This window comes from Trueperella sp. HMSC08H06 (genome assembly GCF_001808465.1).
Classification (GTDB): Bacteria; Actinomycetota; Actinomycetes; order Actinomycetales; family Actinomycetaceae; genus Trueperella; species Trueperella bernardiae.
The window spans coordinates 202112-227325 of the sequence record NZ_KV793341.1; the positions used below are offsets into that span (position 1 = coordinate 202112).

The window sequence follows — 25214 nt, forward strand, 5'->3', positions numbered from 1 at the left end:
GCTGTAAACGCATTTGGGGTAACGTCTAAGTCGTGCATTTCGTCATTATGGGCTGCGGCCGGGTTGGCGCCAGCCTCGCCGTCAACATCGCAGATCGTGGGCACTCGGTGGCCATCATCGATCAAAACTCGCACGCCTTCCAGCGCCTTCCCGATTCCTTTCAGGGCCAGCAGGTCACCGGCGTCGGCTTCGACCGCGACGCGTTGCGCCAAGCCGGCATTGAAGAGGCGGCCGGCTTTGCCGCCGTGTCCTCCGGGGACAACTCGAACATCATCGCCGCCCGCGTGGTGCGCGAAACGTTCGGCGTGGACAACGTGGTGGCCCGCATCTACGATTCCTCGCGTGCCGGGGTCTACAACAAGCTCGGTATCGACGTGGTGGCCCCCGTTTCCTGGACGGCGGACCAGGTGATGCGCAACCTCATCCCGCTCGGGCCATACGTGGAGCACATCGACTCAGCCACCGGCACCGCGCTCTTCTTCGTTGACCTCGATCCCTCCTGGTATGGGCGCACGGTAGCCGACATTGAGGCCGAAACTGGGGCGTGCCTGGCCTATATCACCCGCAACCTCCAACTCGTCATGCCCACGGCCTCCACCGTGATCCAGGACGGGGATGAGTTGCGCTTCGTCGCGGCGCTCGCCGACGCCCAGGCGATCCAGCGCGTGACCAACCACCCCGCGAAGGTACGGTGACATGAAGATTCTGGTAGCCGGAGCCGGTTCAGTTGGCCGCTCGCTCGCCCGCGAAATGAGCGAAGCTGGGCACGAACTGACCCTCATCGACATCAAGCCCGAGGCGATGCGCGTGGCCTCCGTGCCAGAGGCGGACTGGGTCCTCGGCGACGCGTGCGAACTGTCCGTCCTCGAGGCCGCCGGGTTGAACGACACCGACGCCGTTGTCGCCGCCACCGGAGATGACAAGGCCAACCTCGTCCTCTCCCTCCTGGCAAAGACCGAGTTCGGCGTGCCGCGCGTCATCGCCCGCGTCTCTAACCCGTCCAACGCCTGGCTTTTCGACGAATCCTGGGGCGTCGACGTCGCAGTCTCCACCCCGCAGATCATGGCCGGGATCATCTCCGAGGCCGTCTCCACCGGCAAGCTCGTGCGCCGCATGGAGTTCCAGTCCGGCGCCACGATGTATCTGGCCACCGTCTCCGAGGGCTCGCTCTTCACCGCCCACGCGCTCGGTCAGATCGCCCTCCCGCCCGACATTCTGGTCACGGGCGTGGTGCGCGACGGCGTTCCACTTTTCCCCAGCACCGACATGTCGATCGACGCCGGCGATCAGCTCCTCGTCCTCGTGGGCGCCAATGCCTCCGAGGGTTTGGCCGACATCGAGGAGATCCTCTAGCGCTCCTCGGTCACGACGCCGGTCGCGTCGGTCTCGTCCATAACCGCGGGCACGTCGGGCAAGTCCTTGACCAGCAACCACGTGAACCAGCCGACCAACGCGAAGAACGGCACGCCCATAAAGAGACGGGCGATCCCGAGCGCCTCGGTGGCGTGGGCGAGGTAGAGCGGGCCCTGGACGGCAAGCCGGACGAGGAATAAGCCCAGCCACATCCACGTGATGAGCACGTAGCGGCGGCGGGTGACCCGCTGGGTGGGGTCGGTGCGCCAGCCTGTGGCGTCCCCACGGAAGAACCCGATGAGCAACCCGAGCGCCGGCCAACGCACGAGGATTGAGATGAGTAGGGCCGCGGCGTAGCCCGCGTTCGTCAGGAGCCCCCACACGAAGAAGTTCGACGCCTCCCCACTGCGCCACGTGACGAAGGCGGACAGGGCGATGGCGAACAGGCCGCCGAGCGCGGGGGTGACGGGGATACGCTGGATCGCCCGGATCAGGATAAAGGCCAGGGAGGAGGCCAGCGAGATGCCGACAGCCAGGTTGAGGTTGTGCATCACGGTGTAGAGAACGAGGAAAAGGACGGTGGGGATCGTGGCCTCCACCACCCCGCGCACGCCGCCCACGGCCGCCACGACGTCGAAGTCGTCCTCAACCAGGGCGCGCATTCCGGTGGTGTTCGTGGACTCAGTCATCGTCGTTCGTCACTTCCAAGCTGGGGTTGAACATGGTGGGCACGCCGCGGTGGCGCGTGAGGGCGCCCGCTACGCGGATCTTCGTGCCGATATCTACGCATTCGAGGGTGGTCCTCGACATGAAATGCAAGGTGAGCGGGCCGTCGTCGGTGTCGAGCCGGACCAGTACCCGGTGCACCAACCCCGCACCGGGGTAGGTGATGGAGCGGACCGTGCCAACCAGCTCGCGCCGCCGCGTCATTCTTGCGCCGTCACCTGCTCCGGGATCTCGAGCGGGAGCAGCTCGCGCGGCGGGTGCGGGGCCTGACCGCGGTTGACCACCACGTCGCGGACGATCTCGATCATCTCGTTCGCCGCCGCCTCATCCGAACCGGCCTTGCCATACAGCGTGGCGCGCAACAGCCAGCGCGGCCCATCCACGCCGAGGAAGCGGTGCGGGGCCATCGCCTTGGAATTGGGAACGGGCATCTGCGCGTGCAGCTCGGGGCCGAGCGGGCCCTCCACCTCCTGCGAGAAACCGCCCTGGTTGGCGATCGAGGTGCGCATGTCGCGCCGCACGTCGTCCCACAGCTTCGCCGAGCGTGGAGCGGCAAACACCTGTAGCTGCAGGGCCGAAGAGTTCTTCGAGTACACGATGCCGAGTACCTGCTCGCGCCGGCGGTCAAGGGTGAACTGGAGAGTCGTGTCGGGGATGACGGGGATCCACAGCGAGCCGGCGTCCAGGCGCTTGCCGATCGCCACATCGCCGGCGTCGAACGGACCGACCGTGGGCGCCTCTACCGCTGCCTCGACCTCCGCCTCATCAACGACGGCGTCCGCGCCTACTACCTGCTTCTTCTTCCCGAAGGGCCACACCATCGGTCCTCCTAGGAAGCGCACTCGGCGCAGACGGGCAGGCCGTCCTCCTCGTATGCCAGCTGGGAGCGGTGATGGACGAGGAAACAGTGGGAGCAGGTGAACTCATCATCCTGGGCGGGAACAACTGCAACGGAGAGCTCAACGTTCGACAGGTCCGCACCCGGAAGCTCGAAGCCCTCGGCGGCCTCCACCTCGTCTTCATCAACAGAGTTGGACTGGTGATTGTTGTTTCGCGCGTTGAGCTGGGTGAGGGAATCCTCCTTTAGTTCCTCATCCTGCTTTCGCGGCGCATCGTAATCTGTGGCCATGATCTCCCCTTGAATAGCTCGATGTTCACGCACTTTCTACCAAAGCTTGCCGCGTTTGACAACATTGGTTCTGAATTAGTGAATACGTGAGACAATTTGGCTCACATTGGCCAACACACCGCCGCCCGTGGCCCCATTGAATGCCGCCAGGTGGCACGCTTGTTGCAGGAATGTAGGAGGCAAACATGATCGAGCTCGAATTGTTGGGGCTTCAGGATGGGCAAAAGCTGAGCCTGAATGATTCAGATGGCAATCGATACGTACTTCCAATCACCGACGAACTGCGGGCGGCTCTGCGCACAGACGTGAGCGCCGCGGGCGAGGATGCACCCAAGCCGATCACGCCGCGCGAGATCCAGGCGTACTTCCGCGCCGGGCGCACGGTGGCCGAGGTCTCCGAGATCTCCTCGCTCCCGCCCTCGCAGCTGACCAACTTGGCCTACCCAATTTTTGCCGAGCGCGAGTACGTGGCCCAGAACGCCCGCTTGTACCGCCAGGGCCACGAGGACGGCGGCATGAGCCTGGAGGAGCTGGTGGCCTCACGCCTGCTGACCCGCGGGGTGGAGGCCGGGGAGGTCACGTGGGACGCCCGCCGCGAGCAAGGCGAACCGTGGATTCTCTCCGCCACGTACACCAGCGGCGGGGTGGTCAACGTCGCCCGCTGGTCGGTTAACACGAAGGCCCAGACTCTCCAGGCGCGCAACGACGAGGCGACCTGGCTCACCGAAAACCAGATCCCGGCCCCCGCGAGCCCCTGGCGTAAGCCAAACACGCCGGCGGCCGAGCCGGAGCAGAAGGCCTCGGTGATCGACGCCCAGCCGGCCTCTGCGGGCAGCCCCGTGGACATCGATTCGATGCTCGCCTCCCTCAACTCCAAGCGCGGCCAGGTCCAGCCGATGCCCGAGTTCGACGGCGCCCACCCGGCTGACTCCGAGCCGGAGGCGGCCCAGGACGCCACGGTTCTTTCCCTGCCCACGCCCGCGGCAAAGGAAGATGGGGACGCCTCGAAGGATGAGGCCCAGCAGGCCCTGCCCGGCGTCGCACCGGAGGCCCCCAAGGTTGAAAAGGTGGACAAGCCGAAGAAACGGCGCAACCGCCCGGCGATGCCCACGTGGGACGAGATCGTCTTCGGATACTCGAAGGACGACTAGGACCACACCATAGTTCTAGGCGTGGTCGATGACGAGCGGGACCATCATCTCCTGCTCGGTGAGCGAGCCGTGCACGCCGACGAGCCCAATTGCGCCTTCGCTCTGGTAGCGCGAGTCGACGATCGCCAGGTTGCCCTTCGCGAAGACGAGGACATTTCCCAAGACCTCGCGCGCGAAGCTCCCCATCGGCCCAAACAACCCGGCCTTTTCGGCCTCGCCCTGAGTGAAGATCCAGGCCCGCTCCCCCAGCACGTCCCGCCAGCGCGCAGCCACTGCCTGCGGTTCCGCCGTGTACAGGTGTAGCGCGCGCGATTCTCCGGCCACGACCTCCACCCCGCGGGTGAGCTCCTCCACGTCCGCGATGTCATAGCGCTCGTTGACGTCGATCATGCCGTGGTCGGCCGTGAGCACGAGCAGCGTGTCGCGCGGCAGGAGGCGTCGTAGCCGGCCGAGCTCGGCATCCAAGTGCTCGAGTTCGTAGATCCAGGCCTCCGATTCCCAGCCGTTGTGGTGGCCGGTGGAGTCGAGGTCGCCCCAGTACAGGTAGACGAGGTCGGCACCAGCCTTGAGTTCGGCGATCGCGGCGTCAACGCGCGCTTCGAGCTTTTCGGCGACGGCGGTGCGGCCGCCGCGGAGCGCGGCAAGCGTGAGCCCGGAGTCGACGAAGCGGCGTGGGTGGATCTTCACTGTGTCGAGGTCCGTGCTTTCGAAGACGGTGGGCACGGTCTGCCACTCCACCGGATCCACGTGCGGGGAGTTCCACGCGATGAGGTTGAAGACGTCCGTGCTGTCCGGCACGCGCAGGGCATATCCGCCCATGGCCGTCCTGCCCGGCAGAGCGCCGGTGCCGAGCGCGCAGATGCCGGCCGCCGTCGTCGACGGCACCACCGTGGTGATGGCGCGCATGTCAAGAGAGCGCAGGGTCGGCGTGTGCCCGCGGCGCTGGTCGAGGTTGCGGTAGCCCAGGCCGTCCACCATAACCACGCACGCGCGGCGAGCGGAGGGGAACTCGAGCGCGGACTCGCCGCCCGCCCCGAGGGCGCGCAGCACGCCCGGCAGGACGCCGGCAATGTTCTCCTGGCCCGGCCGGATCATGAAAGCCGCCCGAGGATCCGCTCCACGTCGTCGATGAAGGCCACCCCCTGGGCGAAATGGGTGGAATCGACGTGGCGGTCGAGGAAGAGCTGGAGGTCCTCGTTCGTCGCCACACCCACGTATCCGTGGTCGTTCGTGCAGTTCGGGTCGTCGCATGCGCCAGGCTGGAGGTCCTGACTGTAGGCGGCACCCCAGCGCAGGCGCAGTAGGATGGAGTTGAGCTCGCCCACGCGCTCCCCGCGAAACTCACGCCGGCGCACCACGTGATGCTCCTTGATCTCCGACAGGCACACCGACTGCGCCGTGGTGACGTACTCGCCGCGAGTGTCCATCTCGTAGTTCGTGTCCGAATAGACGAGTACGAGCCGTGTGACGGTAACGATGAAGGCGACGATCCTGTCATAGACCGAGTCCGCGTCGAAGACCGTCTCGGGCCGGACGTAGAAGGCGCGCACGACGTCGTCGCCAAGGGCCTGGCGGATGTCAGCAAGAACGGGCGACTCCTGCGCCACCAGGGTCAACAGCGCATCGTCGAGGTCGGATCGCATATCAATCATTGCCCCATTGTCCCAAAACCACGCCCGGCAAGCGACGTCGGGTCACGAACATCACGGCAACACGGGGTGCCGGCTCGCCGGTAGCAGCTCGCGTGGGCCAGATAATGGAACAATGGCCACCACTGAGCAAATCGTTGACATCGACGTGTCACAGGAGATGCGCACGTCCTTCCTCGAGTACTCCTATTCCGTCATCTACGCGCGCGCCCTGCCCGACGCCCGCGACGGCCTCAAACCCGTCCAGCGCCGCATCCTGTTCCAGATGGACCGCATGGGCCTGCGCCCCGACCGGGGGCACGTCAAGTCCTCGCGCGTGATCGGAGAGGTCATGGGCCGCCTCCACCCGCACGGCGACTCGGCCATCTACGACGCCATGGTCCGCCTCTCCCAGCCCTTCACCATGCGACTGCCCATGGTGGACGGGCACGGCAACTTCGGCTCGCTCGACGACGGGCCCGCGGCCGCCCGCTACACCGAGGTGCGCATGGCGCCCGCCGCCCTGGCGATGACGGCGGACCTGGATGAGGACGTCGTGGACATGGTGCCCAACTACGACAACACCTACATGCAGCCCGAGGTGCTGCCGGCCGCAATCCCGAACCTGCTGGTCAACGGCTCGTCGGGCATCGCGGTGGGCATGGCCACGAACATGGCCCCCCACAACCTCGGCGAGGTGATCGCCGGCGCGCGCTTCCTGCTGGATCACCCCGCGGCGACGCTCGACGAGCTCATGCGCTACATTCCCGGCCCCGACCTGCCGGAGGGCGGCAAGATCGTGGGGCTGAACGGGATCCGCCAGGCATACGAGACAGGCCGCGGCGTCTTCCGCACCCGCGCCACCGCCCACATCGAAAACATCACCGCCCGCAAGAAGGGCATCATTTTCACCGAGCTGCCCTACCTGGTGGGCCCGGAAAAGGTGATCGACAAGATCAAGGACGGGGTGCAGTCCAAGAAACTGCAGGGCATCACGGGGGTGCAGAACCTCACCGACCGTAAGCACGGCACGCGCCTCGTCATCGAGGTGAAGAACTCCTTCAACCCCGAGGCCGTGCTGGCCGACCTGTACAAGCACACCCCGCTCGAAGATTCCTTCGGCATCAACAATGTGGCGCTCGTGGACGGCCAGCCGCGCACGCTCGGCCTCAAGGGCCTGCTCGAGGTCTTCCTCGACCACCGCCTCACCGTCACCCGGCGCCGCACCGCTTTCCGACTCCAGAAGGCCAAGGACCGCCTGCACCTGGTGGAGGGCCTGCTCATCGCGATCCTCGACATCGACGAGGTCATCGCCGTCATCCGCTCCTCCGACGACTCGGCGATCGCCAGGGACCGCCTGATGAAGGTCTTCGACCTCACCGAGGTCCAGGCCGACTACATCCTCGAGCTACGCCTGCGCCGGCTGACCAAGTTCTCCCAGATCGAGCTGGAGCAGGAAAAGAGCGAGCTGGAAAGCCAGATCGAACAGCTGAGCGAGATCCTCGCCTCCGAGGCCAAGCTGCGCTCACTCGTCTCTGCTGAGCTGGCCCAGACCGCCCGCGAGTTCGCCACTGCGCGCCGCACGGTCCTACTCGAATCCGAGGCCGCCACGGCCACCTCCACGCTCAAGGTCGAGGACGATCCGTGCTGGGTGCTCCTGTCCGGCGACGGCCTCATCGCCCGCGTCGTCACCCCCACCGAGCCCTCGCGCTCCGGTCCGCGCCAGCGCCACGACGCCGTGGTTACCAAGGTCGCAACCACCAACCTGTCCGCGATCGGGGTCATCACCTCCGACGGCTCGGTCACGCGCCTGAACGTGGTCGACATCCCCGCGATCCCCGAAACCGAGCAGGCCCCGGGCCTGTCCGGCGGCGCGCCCGTGCGCGAGCTCCTGCTGGCGGGCAAGGATTCGCACGTGGTCGGCCTGGTCAACCTCGACGAGCCGCCCGTCCTCGCGCTCGCCACCGCCCAAGGCAAGATCAAACGCGTCAACCCTGACTACCCCGACCGCGGCGCGATCGACCTCATCAAGCTCGCCGACGGTGACGAGGTCATCGGCGCGGCCCCCGCCTCCGATAACGACGAGATTGTCCTCGTCACCTCCGGCGCCCAGCTCCTGCGCTTCCCAGCGGCCGGCGTGCGCCCGCAAGGCCGGGCAGGCCAGGGCATTGCCGGCATCCGCCTCGGCGAGGCGCGGGTGATCGCGCTCGGAGTAGTGCCCGCGGGCGACCTCGCGGCCCACTGTGTGGTCACCATCGCCGGCTCGTCCGGATCGCTTCCCGGCACCGTGCCCGGCTCAGCCAAGGTGACCCCGCTCGACCGCTACCCCGCCAAGGGCCGCGGCACCGGCGGCGTGCGCACACAGCGCTTCCTGCGCGGCGAGGACCAGCTGCAGATGGCGTGGGTGGGTGAGCTGCCCCCGCGCGCGAGCGACGCCCATGGCAAGCCGGTGGCGCTCCCCGACGTTGACGAGCGGCGCGACGGTTCCGGAACTCAGCTCAGCTCGGTGGTCACGGCGATCGGCTAAGGCCGGGCCGGCTAGACGCGCGTGGTCATGATATAAGTCTCGGCCACACGCGTGAAGTCGAAGTGCTCGAAGACCGTGACGAGGTCCGAGTCCGCGCCGTCGGCCGTGACGTCCAGCCCGATGTAGCTCAGACCCGCCGCGCGGAAGCGCTCCACGGCGGTGGCCAGGAGGTTAGAGGCCACGTGCTTGCCGCGCCATTCGGGCAGCACCACGATCTCCTCGATGTAGCCCTCGTCCGGCACCGTGTTGTCGACTCCGTGGCCGTCGAGGCCCGACGCGAAGCGGGAGGCCAGCACGTAGCCGGCGAGCCGGGGCCGATCCCCGAAGAGATCGATCGCCACCAGGCACAGGTCCTCGTCCATCTGCTCCAGGCGCTTGGCCCACGCATTGCCGCTCATCGCGGACATCTCGTTTTCGGCCATCACGCGGTTATGGGCCTTGCGCGAATCCTTCACCCAGTCCGTGCCCATCTTGACGATCTGAATGTAGGAGGAGACCTCAGTGACCGTGGCGGGTACGTCCAGGCTCCGCCGCATCTGCACGTAGCGCGAATTGGCGCGGAAGCCGAAACGGGTGGCCATCTCAAACAGGGCGCCCTGCGAGGCATCCACGTACATTTGGACCAGCGCGTCGTCCAGACCAAGCTCGGTGGCAAGATCGTGGGCCGTGCGGAGCTGGCGCTCGAGCAGGTTGTGGCCCACCCCGTGCGAGCGCCACGACGGCGCCACCCCACCAGAGATCGTGATCGGGTGCTCGCCGGCGTTCTTTGCCGGGGTCCGGGCCAGGCCAAAGGCCACGAGCTCCTCCCCCTCCCACACGCCCTGGGCGCGCCAGGCGTGGGAGTCGGCAAAATATCCCTCCACCTCGTGCCGGGTGGTTCGGTTCGCTGCGGAGTCGGCCTCCTCAATCGCCGCGATGATCGCGTACACGTGAGGCCCGTCCTCCGCGCTCAGCGCACTCCACGTCCAGTCAGCCATCAGATATCAATCGAGTAGAGGATCTGGGAGGAGCCTTCGAAAAAGCCATAAGACGTAAGGAAGTCGGTGGCTGGCGTCGCCTCGGAGATCACCGGCACGCGCATGTGCGCGATCCCCCGTTCCAACGCGGTGCCCATCTGGGCCACCACCAGGTCGGTGCCAATGCCCTGGTGGCGAAAACCGCGCTCCACCCCGTAGAACTTCACGCACATCGTGGACCCGTCGGCGGAGTTGAGCGAGTAGCCCACCAGGTTCGACCCGTCAGTGAGTAGCACCGACGTCGCCCGATCCTCCGGCGTCATCCAGTCCACCCACTCGGCCTGCGACATGGGCTGGCGCCGATCCATCACCATCGAGATCCGGTTGTGCAGGCGCAGCACCTCATCCGAATGCTTGTCGTCAAAGGCGATGAGCTCCATGCCGCGCTCCTCGAGGCGCGCCCTTGCCCCGCGCGCGTGCTCGGCGTGCTCGGCGCCCAAGTCCACGTCCATGTACGTCCAGCGCGTGTGCGGGGAGAACCCGCCAGCGGCGAGCAGGCGGCGTCGTTCCATGTTCGATAGCCGTGCCCTGGAACGGATAGAGGCCGGCAGGTCGTAGCCGGCGTCGAGCATGAGCTGACGCGCCCGCCCGTCCTGCCACTCGAGAAGCGCCCGGCCGATGCCACGGCCGCGCCAGTGCGGACGGATCACGCCGTAGATGTTGGCCTGGGCCTCGGTGAGCGGGTGGGGATTGTTGAAGACAAGCCCGATCGCCTGGAGCTGACCGCTGGCGTCGCGTCCCACGATCGCGTCCAGGTTCTTCCGCTCCTCCTCGCTGGCCTCTACCCATGGCGTGACCTGCTGGAGGATGCGGAGCTCGTCGCAGATTTCCGGGTCGGCCGATTCGGCCAGGAGCTCGGACAGTTCGTCGAGGTCCCCTGCGGCGAGCCGGGCCCAGGTCAACCCCAGGTGGGGGCTTGGCCCCGCCAGCTCGCTCGGCGCAGCCAAACGCTGTGCGAGTGAACGTCCCGTGATTTCTCCCGTCTGCATATGCCTCAGTCTACCAATGGTGCCGTGCAACGCCTACGCGTCGATCTGCTCGCGCGAAATATCGTCCGCGCCCTCGACGATGAAATCGCGCCGCGGCGCCACTTCCGATCCCATGAGCAGCTCGAAGGTGTCCTCGGCGAAACGCAACGCCTCCTCGTCGGCGAGCGACACTCGACGCAGCATCCGGTGGGATGGATCCATGGTGGTCTCCGCCAGCTGGTTGGCGTCCATCTCGCCCAGGCCCTTGTAGCGCTGGATCGGTTGCTTGTACGTGCGCCCACTCTTCTCCAGACGGGCGAGGATGCGGTGCAGCTCGGCGTCGGAGTAGCTGTAGATATACTCCCCCTTCTTTCCGCCGCGGCCTGCCACCTCCACCCGGTGCAGCGGCGGGACCGCCGCATACACGCGCCCGGCCTCCACAAGGGGGCGCATGTAGCGGAAGAACAGCGTGAGCAGCAGGGTGCGGATGTGGGCGCCGTCCACATCCGCGTCGGTCATGAAGATCACCTTGCCGTAGCGCGCCGCGTCCAGGTCAAAGGTGCGCCCCGAGCCGGCCCCTACCACCTGGATGATCGAAGAGACCTCCTGGTTGTTCAAGATGTCGGTGTGCGAGGCCTTTTGCACGTTGAGGATCTTGCCGCGGATCGGCAGCAGGGCCTGGAACTCGGAGTCGCGGGCGAGCTTGGCGGTGCCGAGCGCCGAATCTCCCTCCACGATGAACAGCTCGGTGCGCTCGATGTCGTCCGATCGGCAGTCGGCCAGCTTCGCCGGCAACGACGACGTCTCCAACGCGTTCTTCCGCCGCGAGATTTCCTTCTGGGTGCGGGCGGCCACGCGGGCGCGCATTTCCGCCACCACCTTCTCCAAAACGCGCTGGTTCTCGCCCTTCGCATCCCGCTTGGTGGAAGCGAACTCGCGCGTTAGCCCCTCCTCGACCACCTTCGCCACGATCGCGCGGATAGGTGCCGTGCCCAGCACCTCCTTGGTCTGCCCCTCAAACTGCGGCTCGGGGAAGCGCACGGCGACGACGGCCGTGAGGCCCGCCAGGATGTCGTCCTTTTCGATGCGCGGATCGCGCGCCGTGACCTTGAGCTGGCGCGACTTGGCCTCGATCTGGGCGCGGACCACCTTGACTAGCCCCTGCTCGAAGCCCACCAGGTGCGTGCCGCCCTTCGGGGTGGCGATGATGTTGACGAAGGTCTCCTCGCGCGTGTCGTAACCGTTGCCCCAGCGCAGCGCGATGTCGACGTCGCACACACGCTCCACCTCTCGCGCCCGCAGATGGCCCGACTTCTTGTCGAGCACCTGGACGGTCTCGTCGAACGTGCCCTGGCCGGTCAGGTGCATGGTGCGAGACACGGCCGGGTCGGTGGCCAGATGGTCGACGAAGTCCACCACGCCGCCGTCGTACTTGAAGACCTCCTCCACCGGCGCGTCGGCGCGCTCGGGCAGGCCGCGCTCGTCGCGCACGACGACTTCGAGGCCCGGCACGAGGAAGGCCTTCTCGCGCACGCGCTCGATCAAGTGCGCGTAGGAAAACTCGGTATCCTTCGGGAAGATCTCCGGGTCAGCCCAATACCGCACCCGCGTGCCCGTCACCTTCTTCGCCACCTTCCCGGTCACGCGCAGCTCGGAGCTGGTGGTGAACGGGGTGAAGGGGGCGTCGGGGGCCGGGGCGCCGGCGTCGTCGAACACGCCGGGCTCGCCGCGCTGGAAGGACATCTCCCACACCTTGCCCTCGCGCTTGACGGCCACGTCGAGGCGCTGGGAGAGCGCGTTGACCACCGAGGCGCCCACACCGTGCAGGCCGCCGGCCGAACCGTAGTTGGCCGAGTCGAACTTGCCGCCCGCGTGCAGCTTGGTATACACCACCTCGACGCCGGAGGCGCCCGTGCCCGGCACCTCGTCCACCGGGATGCCGCGCCCGTTGTCCTCCACCTCAACCGAGCCGTCCGAGAACAGCGTCACGCGGATCGAGGACGCATAGCCCTCGGTCGCCTCGTCGATCGAATTGTCAATGATCTCCCATAGGCAGTGCATGAGCCCGCGCGAATCGGTGGAACCGATGTACATGCCCGGGCGTTTGCGCACGGCTTCCAGGCCCTCGAGGACCGACAGGTGGCGGGCGTTATATTCCTGCTTTTCAGTACTTGACACGCTTGGCATGATAGCCGCTCGCCGCCACCCTGTGAGGGACGCACGCGGAGTAGAACGCGCCACGAAGCGCATTCGGGCAAAGAAAAAGGCCGGCTCGCGCCGGCCCCCGCGAACGAGTGTTATACCCGGTTCGTTTCGTCGATGACAGTAATGGCCACCTTCTCCAAGGCTGGCATGTGCCTGCGCCAGTGATGGGCACAGAACTGAAGCTGACCCGACGGCAACTCCACACGGACGTAGGCCTGTGCGTTGCAGGCATCGCAGCGGTCAGCGGCGGTTAGCACGGGAGTATCAAGTATTGCGTTCACACTACGATCAAAGCACGTCGCGCCCACATTATTCCTCTTATCTCACCCACGTTCGCCTGCGGCCTAAAGGCGGTGTGGAACAATGGTGGCCATGACTTCCTTCGCCGTTGTCGACGTCGAGACCACTGGGCTCGACCGCCGCGCCGACCGCATCGTCGAAATCGCGGTCATCCTCCTTGACCACAACCTGGTCGAGGAAGGGCGCTGGCAGAGTCTCGTCAACCCCGGCCGCGCCACCTCCGCGGTGGAGATCCACGGCCTGACCGACGCCGCGCTCGCAGGCGCTCCGCGCTTCGCGGAGATCTCCGGGCGGGTGCTCGAGCTGCTGGCCGGGCGGGTGCTCGTGGCCCACCACGCCGCCTTCGAACGCGCCTTCCTCAGCCGCGAGCTTGCGCGGGCCGGGTACGACCTTGGCCTCGACGAGGGGGCGTGCGTGTGCACGATGGACCAGTCACGCATATACCTGCCCCCGGGATCGCATTCGCTGCGCGGGGTGGCCAAACGGCTCGGACTGCCGCCCGCACCGCGCCACCGCGCCATGCACGATGCCGAAACTTGCGCCAGCCTCCTACGCTACTACGTGGAGTTCGAACAGCGCGGCCAGCGCTACACCGACACAGCCACGAACCGCGACGGCACCCCCGTCTACCCCGCCCAATGGGAACGCGCCCGGTGCTGGGCGCCCATCAGCTAGGCGTCCTACTCCAGGCGCGTGATGCTTGGCGGCCCGGGCGGCCCCGGCCGTTACTCCAGGTAGTCGCGCAACACCTGCGACCGCGACGGGTGACGCAGCTTAGACATCGTCTTCGACTCGATCTGGCGGATACGCTCGCGCGTGACCCCGTAGACCTTGCCGATCTCGTCCAAAGTCTTCGGCTGGCCGTCGGTGAGGCCGAAGCGCATCGAGACCACGCCGGCCTCGCGCTCCGAGAGCGTGTCAAGTACCTGGTGGAGCTGCTCCTGCAGGAGCGTGAAGCCCACCGCGTCGGCCGGGACCACGGCCTCGGAGTCCTCGATGAGGTCGCCGAACTCCGAATCGCCGTCCTCACCCAGCGGCGTGTGCAACGAGATCGGCTCGCGGCCATACTTTTGCACCTCGATGACCTTCTCTTCGGTCATGTCGAGCTCGCGTGCCAGCTCCTCGGTAGTGGGTTCGCGCCCGAGGTCTTGCAACATCTGGCGCTGGACGCGCGCGAGCTTGTTGATGACCTCAACCATGTGCACCGGGATGCGGATCGTGCGGGCCTGATCGGCCATCGCGCGCGTGATCGCCTGGCGGATCCACCAGGTTGCGTACGTGGAGAACTTAAAGCCCTTGGCGTAGTCGAACTTCTCCACCGCGCGCACGAGGCCCAGGTTGCCTTCTTGGATGAGGTCCAGGAAGAGCATGCCGCGTCCGGTGTAGCGCTTGGCGAGCGAGACTACGAGGCGCAGGTTCGCCTCGAGCAGGTGATTCTTGGCGTTGCGCCCGTCGCGGGCGATGATCTCGAGCTCGCGGTGGTACTTGCGGTCCTCAATCTCCGTGGTGTCGAGGATGTGTTGGGCGAACAGGCCCGCCTCAATGCGCTGGGCGAGCTCGACCTCCTCGGCCGCGTTCAACAGGGGCACCTTACCGATCTGCTTGAGGTAATCCTTGACCGGATCGGCGGTAGCACCCGCCACGAGTACGCGTTGGGCCGGCTCGTCGGTATCGTCCGAATCCTTGACGACGAACACGCCCTTGGACGTCTTGGCCGCCTCGGCGGTAATGACCACCGACTGGTCGGCCGACTCGTCTTCTCGCTCCTCGTCTTCGCCCTCCTCGTCCTCGCCGGAGTCCTCGTCCAGGTCGTCATCGAGCTCAAGCTCGTCGAGGTCCTCATCATCCAGGTCCTCATCGAGTTCCTCGTCCGTCTCCGGCTCATCCGGGGAGGCCGGGCTCTCCTCGGGCTCGTCCTCGTCCTCCACCTTCGGCTCGACCGCGGCCTTGGCCGGGGCGGCGGCGAGAATAGCCTCAACCAGCTCGGCCTTGCGCAGCTTCGAGGGGCTCTCCACGCCCAGCTCGGTGGCCTTCTCACGCAGCTCGCCCACCTTGAGTTTGGACAGCTCGGCGGGTGCGGGCTGGGTGGCCTGCTCGTCAGCGGCAGTCGCCTTGGCGGACGCTTCCTTCTTGGCGGCCTGCTTGGCAGCAGGTGCCTTCTTGGCGGGAGTCTCCGCCTTCGCGGGGCCGTCCGTGCCGGCAACCTTTCCGGGCGCCGCGGCGGTAATCGCCTCAACCAGCTCCGCCTTGACCGCACGCGAGTTCAACTGAAGCCCGAGCTCCTTTGCGAGCGCGCGTAGCTCGGCGACCTTCATCCCCGGCAACGCAGCGACATCGACTGACACCTCTCTGGTAGAAGAGGGGGTAACAGCTTGAGACTTTGATGCGGCCACATGCAACCTTTCGTAGTACAACTCGCCCATTATAGCGGTAATCGTGACGAATCATGATTCCGCGCTTAAGGTCAACGCACGCGTGGCCTAATTATTCCCCTCAGCGCCCTGCTCGCGGACCACGAGCACAGAGCACGGGCACTCGAGGAGGAGCTTTTGGATTTGCGAGCCGAGCCTGAGCTTTCCGCCGGCGGGCTTGTGTGCGAGCGAGACGACGACGAACGAGGACTCCTCGCGCGCCAGCTCCGAGATCTGCGTGGCCAGGTCGGTCTCATCGACCCGCACGTCGATCCTGAAGCCGATGTCGGCTCCATCGAGCCGGTCGGTCAGCTCATCGATCTCCGAATCGATCTCTTCCTGCTCGAATTCGCCGATTGGGCGGCGCAGGAGGGCGATGAGCGGTTGATCTTCGCGCCTGCACAGCCTGATGGCACTACTCAGCGCGTCGTCGCGTCCGCCGTGACTGACAGGAACAATAACCGCCATATCGCCCCTCCTTATGTCGGATTTATTCTCAAATGTACACGTTTATTCAACCCCGTTCCAAGACGGCTCACGCTCTCTCACGAGCTTAAGCGGGTAGTCCTTGGGCGAGGGCAGATTGACGTGGAGCGCGTGCATAACGAGCTTGGCCAGCGGGTACGTGTAGTCCGATCCGATCGCCAACACGGCGTTCATCAGCGCCCGATCTGTGTCTCCTTGCCACCAGGAGAGGTAGCCGGCCATGGCGGCGGGCGCCGGTTCGGCGTCGTCGGAACGCTCCGCTAGGTATTCGAAGAGGTCGATCATGATCCCGATGCGCTCGGGCGCGGGCTCTCGAACGGCGCTCAGCTTCTTCATGAGCTGCCGGGCCGAGATTCCTCCCATCTTCACCGTGCCCTTGTCCACACCGAAGAGGATGAGCTGGTCGCGTAGCAGGATGTCGTGCATCGCGGCGATGAGCTGACCGGCCGTCTCCTCGCTTCCGATCGCGCTTGCGGGGTCTGCCCCGGCGTCGAGCGCGTCGAGAACGCCCTGCCACAGCTTCACTCCGCGCCGCTTGCCTCCCTTCCAGGCTCGCGCGGCGGCTACGGCGTCACGACGCTCGGGCCACTCCAGGCGCATCCGCTTCTGCGGCGGCTCCCTGCCCGCGGGCGCGTTGCCGTCGAAGACGGCCTGGGCGACGGCGGGGGCAGCCTCGAGTTCGGCGAAGGGCATAACGAGATCCTCGGCGCACAGGTCCTCCCAGGTGCCGTGGCGGGCGTCGAGGCAGGCGGCCCACGAGTCGTAGTCGGTCATCCCCACCGTGACGCAGCCGTCGCCACCCGTGCGCATGTTGATCAGTTGCTGGCAGGCAAGGCCCACCGTGTCGAGAATGTCCACCGAATCGCGGTCATCGAGCATGGTGTGCAGGTCGGAGCCGTACCAGCCGATGTAGAGGTCCTTGACGCAGAACGTGTCGACGAATTCGAGTGCGACGTCGATGATGCCCGCATGCACCCTGGGGGCATCGACGCGAGCGACGGGCCCGCCCACCCTTCCGTGGATTCCAGTCAGCGCCACAAGGACCACGGATTCCTTCGGTTTGAAGCCGAAGAGGTAGGGGAAGAGGGCGAGCATTTCATGGGGGTGATTGAGTCGTATTCTTTCCATGACGCAAGTATTGCGAACGCCCTGCATAATCCTTGCCGTGTATACCCACAAATGTGGAAAGGGTGTACGCGAAGCGCGGATGTGGTTAACTTTCGCCCTTGCCGATAGGCTCAGGGCATGGAGAGTTTTAGCTCGGCTGTCTCGCACAGCCTCATCCGCGCGCTTGACGAATCTGCGCCCTTTATCGACGACCCCGCCGCCACCTGCCACTGGCGGGAGTTCCTCGCCCCGGCCCGCACGCTCGCCGCGTCCGGTAAGCGTACACGCGCCCTCCTCATCGCGGCCGGCCACGAGGCCTTCGGCGGGGATGGCCGCCCCGTCTACGCCGGCACCGCGGCCGAGCTCTATCAGCTCTCCGCCCTCGTCCACGACGACATCATCGACGAATCTCACACCCGCCGCGGCGCACCCGCCTCACACCGCGCCTTCAGCGCCACGCACGCCGACCTGGGCATGATCGGCCAGGCCGAGGACTTCGGGGCCAAAGCCGCGATCTTGCTCGGCGACTTCCTGCTCTCCCTCGCGGCACTCGAGATTGACCGGGCAGAGGCCGCCGACGCCGCAGCGCTTTCCCGCGCCCGCACGCTCTTCCACGAGATGACGGCCGAGACCGCCTACGGCCAGTACCTTGACTTGCGCGCCGAAACCACCCCCCTGCGCGACGACCTCGGCACCGCACTGGACGAGGCCCTCCTCGTCCTACGCCACAAGTCCGCCCGCTACTCGGTGGAGCTGCCCCTCATGATCGGTGGCGCGCTCGCCGGGGCCTCCCCCGCCGATATCGACGCCCTCTCGGCTGTCGGCCGCCCACTCGGCATCGCCTTCCAATTGCGCGACGACGAGCTCGGCATCTTTGGCAGCCCCAACCAGACCGGCAAACCCGCCGGAGGCGACCTCCGCGAAGGTAAGCACACCGCCCTCCTCGCGCTCGTACGGGAGATGGCCAGCGACGCCGACCGCGCCCTGGTCGACGGCGCCCTCGGGCGCGACCTCACCGACGCCGACGTCGAGGCGGTGCGTGACATCGTGCGCTCCTCGGGCGCGTTCGCTGCGCACGAGCAGATGATCCGGGACTACGAGGAGCAGGCGCTAGCGGCGGCCGACGCCCTGCCCGAGGCACCCCTGCTGCGCGCAGCGATGAGCAGCCTCGAAGAGCGGCGCTCCTAGCACTTAGCCGAGCCCCAAGATGACGCGGCGCACGGCCCTGTGATGGCCGGCGCGTAGCGCGTCGATCGGCGCTACCCCCAGCTCCGACTCGTCGGTGTGGAGCCAAGCGAAGGCCTCCTCCTCGTCAAAACCGCGGTCGGCGAGCATGGTAAGCGTGCCGTGAAGCGAAGGCAGGGCGACGTCGGCGCCATCCTTGGTTGCGATTTGGTCAACGCTGATCATGAGCGCGCGATTGGGCCCGCGCCGCACGGCGAGCAGCCGACGGTCGTTTAGCATTGTGCGCACGTCCTGCTGGCGAATTCCCAGCCGATGGCCGACTTCTGGCACTGACAGATACTCAAGGTCGTCAAACACGCGCACAATATAGCCCACTTTTCAAGATTTGGGTGGAAACACGCCGCCGAGTCGACTAATGTCTCAGGTGAATCATTAATAACATTCTTACCACTTTGCACATATGTCACACGTGCAAAGCCCTAATGGAGGTTCCATGTCCTCATGGCTTCGGCGCTCCGGTGCCGCGCTCGCAGCAACCACGGCCGCCACGTTCATCACACCCGTCGCACAAGCGGCCACCGCTCCGGCCCCGCAAGCCCCGGTCTTTAAGACCCCGGTCTTCAAGGACCCCGAGATGACTTATCAGGTCAAGCCTGGCGACACGCTCTCCACAATCGCCAAGCGCGCCGGTACCACCATTACCGCGATCGCCCGGGCCAACTCCTTAAATTCGGTCAACCTCATCTTCCCCGGCCAGCAGCTGAAGATTCCCTCGGCCGCACAGGCGGCGGCCCCCGCGGCTCCTGCGGCGCCCGTCCAGTCCGCCCCGGCCACCACGGCCTACGTGGTCAAGGCCGGCGACACGCTAGGCCGGATCGCCTCCGCCCACGGCACCACCGTGGCCAAGCTCGCCGCCGATAACGGCATCGCGAACCCTAACCTCATCCACGTGGGTCAGCGCCTGACGATCGCACCGGCCACGACACCTGCCACCACAGCTCCCGCAGCTAAGCCGGCCACCCCCGCCGCTCCTGCCACCAAGCCCGTCGCCCCGGCCGCCACCACCTACGTGGTCCGCGCGGGCGACACCCTGTCGGGTATCGCGGCCAAGCACGGCACCACGGTCGCCGCACTCGTGGCCGCCAACGGTATCTCGAACCCGAACCGCATCGGCGTGGGCCAGACCCTCGTCATCAGCGGCGCGGCGCAGTCCGCTCCGCAGGCGAACGCCGGCCAGTCGTCGTCGGGAACGCAGACCTCCCGCCCGCAGCTGGTGCAGAACAACTTCCCCGGCTACACGTACGCCGATTCCACGGTCGAGGCCGCGAACGACAACAAGTACGCGCTCATCAGCAAGGCCCAGCCCTCGCGCGCCGAGGTCCAGTCGATGATAGTCAGTGTGGCTCGTGACATGGGGGTCGACCCGCGCCTGGCCCTCGCGCACGCCTTCGTCGAATCCGGCTTTGACGCCACGGCGGTCTCTCCCGCCAACGCGATCGGCGTCATGCAGGTCATCCCGTCCTCGGGCCAGTGGGCCTCCCAGATGGTCGGCCGCAACCTCGACCTGCTCAATCCGTATGACAACGTGGTGGCGGGCGTGTCGATCATCCGCTACCTGCAAAACAATGCATCGAGCTTCGATGAGGGCATCGCGGGCTACTACCAGGGCCTTGGCGGCGTGAAAAAGTACGGCATGCGCTCCGACACCGTCGCTTACGTGGCGAAGGTAAAGGCGGCCATGGCCCGCTTCTAAAGCGAAAGACACGGCCGGTCACTGCCTATGGTAGTGGCCGGCTTTCGCTAAGGTAGGAAGCGTGAAACTTGATCCACTTCTCGGCGAGGTCATTGACGATCGCTACGTAATCAGCGCGCGCATCGCGCGCGGCGGCATGGCGACCGTCTACCAGGCCTCGGACCGGCGCCTGGAGCGCAAGGTCGCGATCAAGGTCATCCACGCCCACTTGGCCGAGCAGCCTGACTTCGTGCGTCGTTTCATCTCGGAGGCGCGCGCGGCCGCAGGCCTGTCCAGCCAGCACGTGGTCGCCGTCCACGACCAGGGGGTGGCCACGCTGCCCACGGGCGATCGCCCCTACCTCGTCATGGAGCTCATGTCCGGGCCGGACCTGCGTTCGGAGCTCAACACCTACGGCTCGCTCCCCCTCGGCATCAGCCTTGAGCTGACGCGCCAGGTGCTCGAGGGCCTCGCGGTTGCTCACGACGCCGGCATCATCCATCGCGACATCAAACCCGAAAACGTCCTGCTCACCGAACCACTGGAGACCACCGCACTCGAGCCGCGCTTCCAGGCCAAGCTCACCGACTTCGGCCTGGCCCGCGCCGCCACCGACGCCACCTCCACGCACACGAATTCGATGCTGGGCACCGTGGGCTACGTGGCCCCGGAGTTCATCTCGGATGGCACCACGTCCAAGACGGCCGACATCTACTCGGTGGGCGTCATGCTCTATGAGCTCATCGCCGGCCAGTTGCCCTTCCGCGGCGAGACCGCGATGAACGTCGCGTTCAAACACGTCAATGAGACGATGCCGCGCCTGTCCGACCAGGCCGACTGGATGCCCGCCACCGTCGACTCCCTCATCGCGCTCTTTACCGCCAAGAGCCCCTCGAAGCGCCCGGTCAATGCCCGCGCCGCGCTCGACGCGCTCACCGACGTCATCGCCTCCCTCCCGCAAGAAACGCTCATCCGTCGCATCCCCGTCTTCCCATCCGAGTCGGCGCGGGTACCCTCCGGTGGCACGTCGGTGTTGCCCGCCGACGCCGTAGCCCCGGTCGCGTCCAAGGCTCCGGCTCCCGGCGGCTCGCGTTCGGACGCGTCGCCCGAACGCGAGCCGGCCGACGACGCCCTGCCGGCGTCCATCCCGCCAGCCATGTCGCACACTGCGGTGCTCGAACGCCGCCACCACACGGAGGTCAGCCAAGACAGGCCGCGCCGCCGGCGCTGGCCCGTCCTGCTGTTGCTGCTCATCGCCCTCATCGGGGGCAGCGCCTACGGGCTGTGGTGGTACTACTCGGAGGGCCCCGGCCTGCGAGTCAACGTCCCCAACGTCATCAACCTCGCCCAGGCCGACGCCGAGGCCGCGCTCACGAACGCCGGCCTCACCTACGAGGTCACGGAGGACTATTCCGACGACATCGAGGCCGGATCCGTCATCAGCGTGGATCCCGACGTCGGCGAGCCGATCCACCCCTCCCAGCCCGTCACTATGGTCGTCTCGCTCGGGATCGAACACGTGGTCGTACCGGACGTCGCCGGCAAGACCCAAGATGAGGCAAGCACGATCCTGCAAGACGGCCGCCTCACCCTCGACGTCACGGAGGCCTACTCGGAGACCGTGCCCGCGGGCACGGTCATCTCGCAGTCGCCCGAGCCCGGCCAATCCGTGCCTCACTCAAGCCTGGTGCAGCTCACCGTGTCCAAGGGGCGCGAACCCATCTCGGTACCTGACCTCACCCGCGACAAGCTGGACTCGGCCAATGCTCGCCTCGAAGAACTGGGCCTGACCAGCACGGTGACCGAGGAATTCTCCGACACGGTGGAGGCCGGCGTCGTCATGACCCAGGAGCCCGTAGCGGGCGAATCGCGCTACCGGGGAGACTCCATCGCGCTCACGGTCTCCAAGGGCCCTGAACTGATCGAAGTGCCCAACGTGTTTGGCAAGCAGGAGGGAGAGGCCACGCAGATCCTCGAAGACGCCGGATTCGTGGTCGCCTACGACCGCTTCCTCGGAGGCTACTTCGGCACCGTGCGAGCTCAGTCGCCCGGCGCGGGCGAGAAGGTCAAGCCCGGCTCGGTCATCACGATCACGATCGTCTAGCGCCCAGGCGTCCGAGGCGCGCCCTGCGCTAGAAGTCCTCGCGCAGGATCTCAGAGACGAGGAAGGCCAGCTCGAGGGACTGCTGGTGGTTGAGGCGCGGGTCCACGAGCGTCTCGTAGCGCTCGCCCAGCTTGGCCTCCACGATCGCCTCGGAACCGCCGAGCACCTCGGTGACGTCGTCGCCCGTGAGCTCGATGTGCAGGCCACCAGGGATCGTGCCCAGCTCGCGATGGACACGGAAGAAGCCGCGCACCTCGTCCAACACGTCGTCGAGCCGGCGGGTCTTGAAGTCCCCCACCGAAATCGTGTTGCCGTGCATCGGGTCGCACATCCAGGTGACCGGCCGGCCGTCGTCGCGAACAGCGTCGATGATCTCGGGGAGCTTATCCCCCACCTTCTCAGCCCCAAGCCGCGTGATGAAGGTCAGCCGGCCCTCCTTGCCCTCCGGGTTGAGCTTGTCGATGAGCGCGCGGATCTCGTCCGTGGTGGCATTCGGGCCAAGCTTGACCCCGATCGGGTTTTGGACGTGCGAGAGCATCTCCACGTGCGCGCCGTCCGCATCGCGCGTGCGCTCGCCGATCCACAGGAAGTGCGCGCCCGTGTTATAGGGCAGGCCCGTGCGCGAATCGATGCGGGTCATCGCGTCCTCGTAGTCAAGCAGGAGCGCCTCGTGCGAAGAGTAAAAATCAACCGTCTTCAGCGAATCGGTGTAGGCTCCGGCGGCGCGCATGAACTGCATCGCCCTATCGATCTCGCGTGCCATCGCCGTGTAGCGGTGATAGGCGGGGTTCGCGGAAAAACCGCGGTTCCACTCGTGGACCTTCGCCAGGTCCGCAAAACCGCCGCCCGTGAAGGCGCGGATCAAGTTGAGGGTGGCCGCTGAGTGCTGGTAGGCCTCTACCAGCCGGTGCGGGTCGGGCGTACGCGCCTCGGGGGTGAAGGCATGCCCGTTGACGGCGTCGCCCATGTAGGAGGGCAGCTCCAGCCCGTCGCGGCCCTCCATCGGGTTCGAGCGCGGCTTGGCGTACTGACCGGCCATCCGGCCCAGCTTCACCACCGGCACCGACGCCGAGTAGGTCAGCACCACCGCCATCTGCAGGATCGTACGGATCTTCGCCCGGATCCTGTCAGCCGTGGCGTCCACGAAGGATTCGGCACAGTCCCCGCCCTGGAGCACGAACGTCTCACCGCGGGAGGCTCGCGCCATCTCCGCCGTGAGGGAATCGGCCTCGCCCGCGAAGATGAGCGGGGGCAAGGAGCGCAGATAGTCGACCGTGGTGCCAAGAAAATCCGCGTCCGGGTAGGCCGGCTGGTGCTTGGCCGAGCGCTCCTTCCATGCCGACAGGAGCTCGCGGGTCATCTCATCTGCATCTTCGAACATAGAACGATTCTAGGCATAAACCGCCCCGGCGCGAATCTGGTCCGGCACACGGAAGGCGGGGAGCGCTCGCTCCCCGCCTTCTATGAGTTGCTCAGCCGTTACTCGGCCGTGGGCTGGGGCTCCCAGTCCTGGCCGATGGCCTCCATGAGCTCCGTGAACCACGGCTGGGTCACGTCGAAGGCCTTGTGGCCCGCGATGCGCGTAAAGTCGATCGTGGTGAGCACGTCGCCGTTCTCCTCGTCGTGGCCGACCACGCCGGAGACGCCCTTGATCGCGGACTCGACCGCGAGGTCGCACATCTGGCCGATCAGCTCCAGGTCACGCTCGTTCGACTTCGCCGAGCGGGAGAAATAGCCCGACTTCTGGACCATGACCTTCTCCGCGCCGATGATCTTGGAGAACTTCTTCGCAAACCACTCGCCGGGGTTAATCGTGTCGAGCTTGACGTGGCCGAACGGATCACGCTCCACCTCGCCGCCGTCCTCGAGGATCTCCTCGACGATCTCCTTCACGCCAGCGCCCTCGGAGAGGAAGATGTTGACGTTGCCCTGCTCGTCCATGATCTTGCGCAGGCGGGAGCCCTCGACGTCGAGGGCGAAGGTGATCTCGGGCAGGTAGAGCGCGTGGATGTCCCAACGCTCCTTCGACAGGCCGGCCGAGGGCACCCAGTCCTGGGCCTCGAGCCACTCACGGTAGTAGCGGCTGGTCTCCGCGGCGAGGTAGCCGCAGCCGCGGCCCATGATCTCGTGGATGATGAGCATGCGCGGGTTGACTCGGTGCTCGCCCACGATGTTCTGGGCAAACAGCGCGCCCTGCTCGGCCGCCGAGTAGGCGCCCAGCGAGTGGCGGATCGGGACGATGTCGTTGTCGATCGTCTTGGGCAGGCCCACCACGGTCAGCTCGTAATCGTGCTCGTGGAGGTAGGCGGCAAGATCGGCGGCCGTGGTGTTCGTGTCATCGCCACCGATCGTGTGCAGCACGTCCACGCCATCCTTGCGCAGCTGCTCGGCCGCCACCTCGAGGGCGTTCTCGCCGGGCTTAATGAGGCCGCGATCCACCAGGTTCTGGGAGTTGGTGAGCTTGACCCGGGAGTTACCGATCGGCGAGCCACCGAACTTGGTGAGGATGTTGGCCTTGGCGCGCGCCTCGTCGTCGAACACCACGAAGTTGCCCGTGAGCAGGCCGTGGTAGCCGTGCTGGTACCCGATGATCTCGGCGTCGGGAAGCTCCTTGGTGTAGCGCTCGATGAGGTCACCCACGGCGGTGGAGAGGCAGGGGGCGTATCCTCCTGCGGTCAGCAGTGCGATGCGGCGAATAGTCATAGGTACCTTCCTTAACTGAGAAACATGTGCCCGCCACAATCTTAGCGTCAATCGTGAAGCCGGTGCGTGCGCTTGGGCCTAGCCCGTGACGCGGTAGAGTGGGCGCATGCGTGAAGAAGATGGCCACGACTGGGATGGCGAGTGGATCAAGCTCCAGCAGGAGATGGAGCGCGGGCCGCGCGAGCAGTTTCGCACGTGGACCCCGGCGGAGGTCGACGACGAGGCCTTCGATCCGGCCGACCTGCCGCCGGCCGAGCCCATCGCGCCTGCCTCTCAGCCCGTGCTATCACGCCTGTTCTTCCTGGTGACCGGCGCCGTCGCAGTCCTCTTCATCCTGGGCGTGGCCGACGTGTTGTACTTCTCGCGCGACTGGTGGATGGTCTTTGGCATGATCGGCCTGGTCTCGGCTGCCGCCGGCGTGTATTTCAGCGCGCCCTGGGCCCACCGCCAGGGCGACGACGGCACCCGAGTTTAATTGTCGGA

24 protein-coding genes are annotated in these 25214 nt (G+C 66.5%); 9 read left to right on the top strand and 15 right to left on the bottom strand.

Features of this window, described 5'->3' with window-relative positions; all coding sequences use genetic code 11:
• Positions 1-32 precede the first annotated feature (32 nt).
• The gene (locus tag HMPREF3174_RS01535; RefSeq protein ID WP_246783046.1) at positions 33-695 is read left to right on the top strand and encodes a potassium channel family protein; all 663 of its coding nucleotides are present in this window, start codon (positions 33-35) and stop codon (positions 693-695) included.
• Position 696: 1 nt separating this feature from the next.
• A complete protein-coding gene (locus HMPREF3174_RS01540) occupies positions 697-1353 on the top strand; it encodes a potassium channel family protein (protein ID WP_062612348.1) in 657 nt (218 codons plus the stop codon).
• Here HMPREF3174_RS01540 and HMPREF3174_RS01545 read toward each other — a convergent pair.
• From HMPREF3174_RS01545 to HMPREF3174_RS01560, 4 genes are read right to left on the bottom strand one after another with little or no spacing between them, the layout of a single operon-like run.
• Positions 1350-2042, bottom strand: coding sequence for a DUF3159 domain-containing protein (locus HMPREF3174_RS01545; RefSeq protein WP_062612346.1), 693 nt, complete (start codon positions 2040-2042; stop codon positions 1350-1352). The two genes, HMPREF3174_RS01540 and HMPREF3174_RS01545, sit on opposite strands and share 4 nt — an antisense overlap.
• Positions 2035-2283, bottom strand: coding sequence for a single stranded DNA-binding domain-containing protein (locus HMPREF3174_RS01550; protein ID WP_062612344.1), 249 nt, complete (start codon positions 2281-2283; stop codon positions 2035-2037). The genes HMPREF3174_RS01545 and HMPREF3174_RS01550 overlap by 8 nt, the downstream gene beginning before the upstream one ends.
• Positions 2280-2900, bottom strand: a complete 621-nt coding sequence (locus HMPREF3174_RS01555; RefSeq protein WP_062612342.1) for a DUF3710 domain-containing protein — start codon at positions 2898-2900, stop codon at positions 2280-2282. The genes HMPREF3174_RS01550 and HMPREF3174_RS01555 overlap by 4 nt, the downstream gene beginning before the upstream one ends.
• Positions 2901-2908: 8 nt before the next feature.
• Entirely contained in the window at positions 2909-3208 is a 300-nt protein-coding gene (locus tag HMPREF3174_RS01560) for a DUF4193 domain-containing protein (protein WP_062612340.1), read from the bottom strand.
• 185 nt (positions 3209-3393) lie between these two features.
• Here HMPREF3174_RS01560 and sepH point away from each other — a divergent pair, with 185 nt between their 5' ends.
• Complete coding sequence (gene sepH / locus HMPREF3174_RS01565; RefSeq protein ID WP_062612338.1) at positions 3394-4359, top strand: septation protein SepH; 966 nt, start codon at positions 3394-3396, stop codon at positions 4357-4359.
• Between the two features lie 15 nt (positions 4360-4374).
• Here the strand turns inward: sepH and HMPREF3174_RS01570 are convergent, their stop codons facing one another.
• Both HMPREF3174_RS01570 and HMPREF3174_RS01575 read right to left on the bottom strand, forming a co-directional pair.
• On the bottom strand, positions 4375-5454 hold the full coding sequence (locus tag HMPREF3174_RS01570; RefSeq protein ID WP_070447513.1) for an alkaline phosphatase family protein: 1080 nt from the start codon (positions 5452-5454) through the stop codon (positions 4375-4377).
• The gene (locus HMPREF3174_RS01575; RefSeq protein ID WP_062612335.1) at positions 5451-6011 is read right to left on the bottom strand and encodes a DUF5998 family protein; all 561 of its coding nucleotides are present in this window, start codon (positions 6009-6011) and stop codon (positions 5451-5453) included. Before HMPREF3174_RS01575 ends, HMPREF3174_RS01570 begins: the two co-directional genes overlap by 4 nt.
• A 112-nt stretch (positions 6012-6123) precedes the next feature.
• Between HMPREF3174_RS01575 and HMPREF3174_RS01580 the strand changes: the two genes are divergently transcribed.
• Positions 6124-8514, top strand: a complete 2391-nt coding sequence (locus HMPREF3174_RS01580) for a DNA gyrase/topoisomerase IV subunit A (RefSeq protein ID WP_070447518.1) — start codon at positions 6124-6126, stop codon at positions 8512-8514.
• An 11-nt stretch (positions 8515-8525) separates the two neighbouring features.
• Here the strand turns inward: HMPREF3174_RS01580 and HMPREF3174_RS01585 are convergent, their stop codons facing one another.
• The 3 genes from HMPREF3174_RS01585 to HMPREF3174_RS01595 are packed head-to-tail and all read right to left on the bottom strand — an operon-like array spanning position 8526 to position 12685.
• A complete protein-coding gene (locus tag HMPREF3174_RS01585) occupies positions 8526-9491 on the bottom strand; it encodes a GNAT family N-acetyltransferase (protein WP_062612331.1) in 966 nt (321 codons plus the stop codon).
• Entirely contained in the window at positions 9491-10519 is a 1029-nt protein-coding gene (locus tag HMPREF3174_RS01590) for a GNAT family N-acetyltransferase (RefSeq protein ID WP_062612329.1), read from the bottom strand. Before HMPREF3174_RS01590 ends, HMPREF3174_RS01585 begins: the two co-directional genes overlap by 1 nt.
• A 33-nt stretch (positions 10520-10552) precedes the next feature.
• Positions 10553-12685 carry a DNA gyrase/topoisomerase IV subunit B gene (locus tag HMPREF3174_RS01595; protein WP_068538349.1) on the bottom strand — a complete coding sequence of 711 codons (2133 nt, stop codon included), beginning with the start codon at positions 12683-12685 and terminating at the stop codon, positions 10553-10555.
• Positions 12686-13075: 390 nt separating this feature from the next.
• Between HMPREF3174_RS01595 and HMPREF3174_RS01605 the strand changes: the two genes are divergently transcribed.
• Positions 13076-13678, top strand: a complete 603-nt coding sequence (locus HMPREF3174_RS01605; RefSeq protein WP_070447579.1) for a 3'-5' exonuclease — start codon at positions 13076-13078, stop codon at positions 13676-13678.
• Positions 13679-13728: 50 nt separating this feature from the next.
• Here the strand turns inward: HMPREF3174_RS01605 and HMPREF3174_RS01610 are convergent, their stop codons facing one another.
• From HMPREF3174_RS01610 to HMPREF3174_RS01620, 3 genes are read right to left on the bottom strand one after another with little or no spacing between them, the layout of a single operon-like run.
• Positions 13729-15426: an RNA polymerase sigma factor gene (locus HMPREF3174_RS01610; protein WP_371440856.1), complete on the bottom strand. Its 1698-nt coding sequence runs from the start codon at positions 15424-15426 to the stop codon at positions 13729-13731.
• A 57-nt stretch (positions 15427-15483) separates the two neighbouring features.
• A complete protein-coding gene (locus HMPREF3174_RS01615; protein ID WP_062612325.1) occupies positions 15484-15882 on the bottom strand; it encodes a universal stress protein in 399 nt (132 codons plus the stop codon).
• A 42-nt stretch (positions 15883-15924) separates the two neighbouring features.
• Positions 15925-17028, bottom strand: a complete 1104-nt coding sequence (locus HMPREF3174_RS01620) for a DUF4192 family protein (protein ID WP_168160550.1) — start codon at positions 17026-17028, stop codon at positions 15925-15927.
• Positions 17029-17145: 117 nt separating this feature from the next.
• Between HMPREF3174_RS01620 and HMPREF3174_RS01625 the strand changes: the two genes are divergently transcribed.
• A complete protein-coding gene (locus HMPREF3174_RS01625) occupies positions 17146-18195 on the top strand; it encodes a polyprenyl synthetase family protein (RefSeq protein ID WP_062612322.1) in 1050 nt (349 codons plus the stop codon).
• A gap of 3 nt (positions 18196-18198) precedes the next feature.
• On the opposite strand, the gene HMPREF3174_RS01630 is transcribed toward HMPREF3174_RS01625, so the two are convergent.
• Positions 18199-18549, bottom strand: a complete 351-nt coding sequence (locus HMPREF3174_RS01630; protein ID WP_244899201.1) for an Rv2175c family DNA-binding protein — start codon at positions 18547-18549, stop codon at positions 18199-18201.
• 136 nt (positions 18550-18685) lie between these two features.
• On the opposite strand from HMPREF3174_RS01630, the gene HMPREF3174_RS01635 reads away from it, so the two are divergent.
• Together HMPREF3174_RS01635 and pknB are read left to right on the top strand one after the other, a co-directional pair.
• Entirely contained in the window at positions 18686-19945 is a 1260-nt protein-coding gene (locus tag HMPREF3174_RS01635; protein ID WP_068538352.1) for a lytic transglycosylase domain-containing protein, read from the top strand.
• 61 nt (positions 19946-20006) lie between these two features.
• On the top strand, positions 20007-22028 hold the full coding sequence (gene pknB / locus HMPREF3174_RS01640; RefSeq protein ID WP_070447525.1) for a Stk1 family PASTA domain-containing Ser/Thr kinase: 2022 nt from the start codon (positions 20007-20009) through the stop codon (positions 22026-22028).
• A gap of 28 nt (positions 22029-22056) precedes the next feature.
• Here pknB and HMPREF3174_RS01645 read toward each other — a convergent pair whose 3' ends face one another.
• Positions 22057-23409 (bottom strand): class II 3-deoxy-7-phosphoheptulonate synthase, encoded by a 1353-nt coding sequence (locus HMPREF3174_RS01645; protein WP_070447528.1) that lies wholly within the window; start codon positions 23407-23409, stop codon positions 22057-22059.
• Positions 23410-23507: 98 nt separating this feature from the next.
• On the bottom strand, positions 23508-24731 hold the full coding sequence (locus tag HMPREF3174_RS01650; RefSeq protein WP_070447531.1) for a pyrophosphate--fructose-6-phosphate 1-phosphotransferase: 1224 nt from the start codon (positions 24729-24731) through the stop codon (positions 23508-23510).
• Positions 24732-24837: 106 nt separating this feature from the next.
• Between HMPREF3174_RS01650 and HMPREF3174_RS01655 the strand changes: the two genes are divergently transcribed.
• Positions 24838-25206, top strand: coding sequence for a hypothetical protein (locus HMPREF3174_RS01655; protein WP_068538355.1), 369 nt, complete (start codon positions 24838-24840; stop codon positions 25204-25206).
• The last annotated feature ends 8 nt before the right edge of the window (positions 25207-25214 follow it).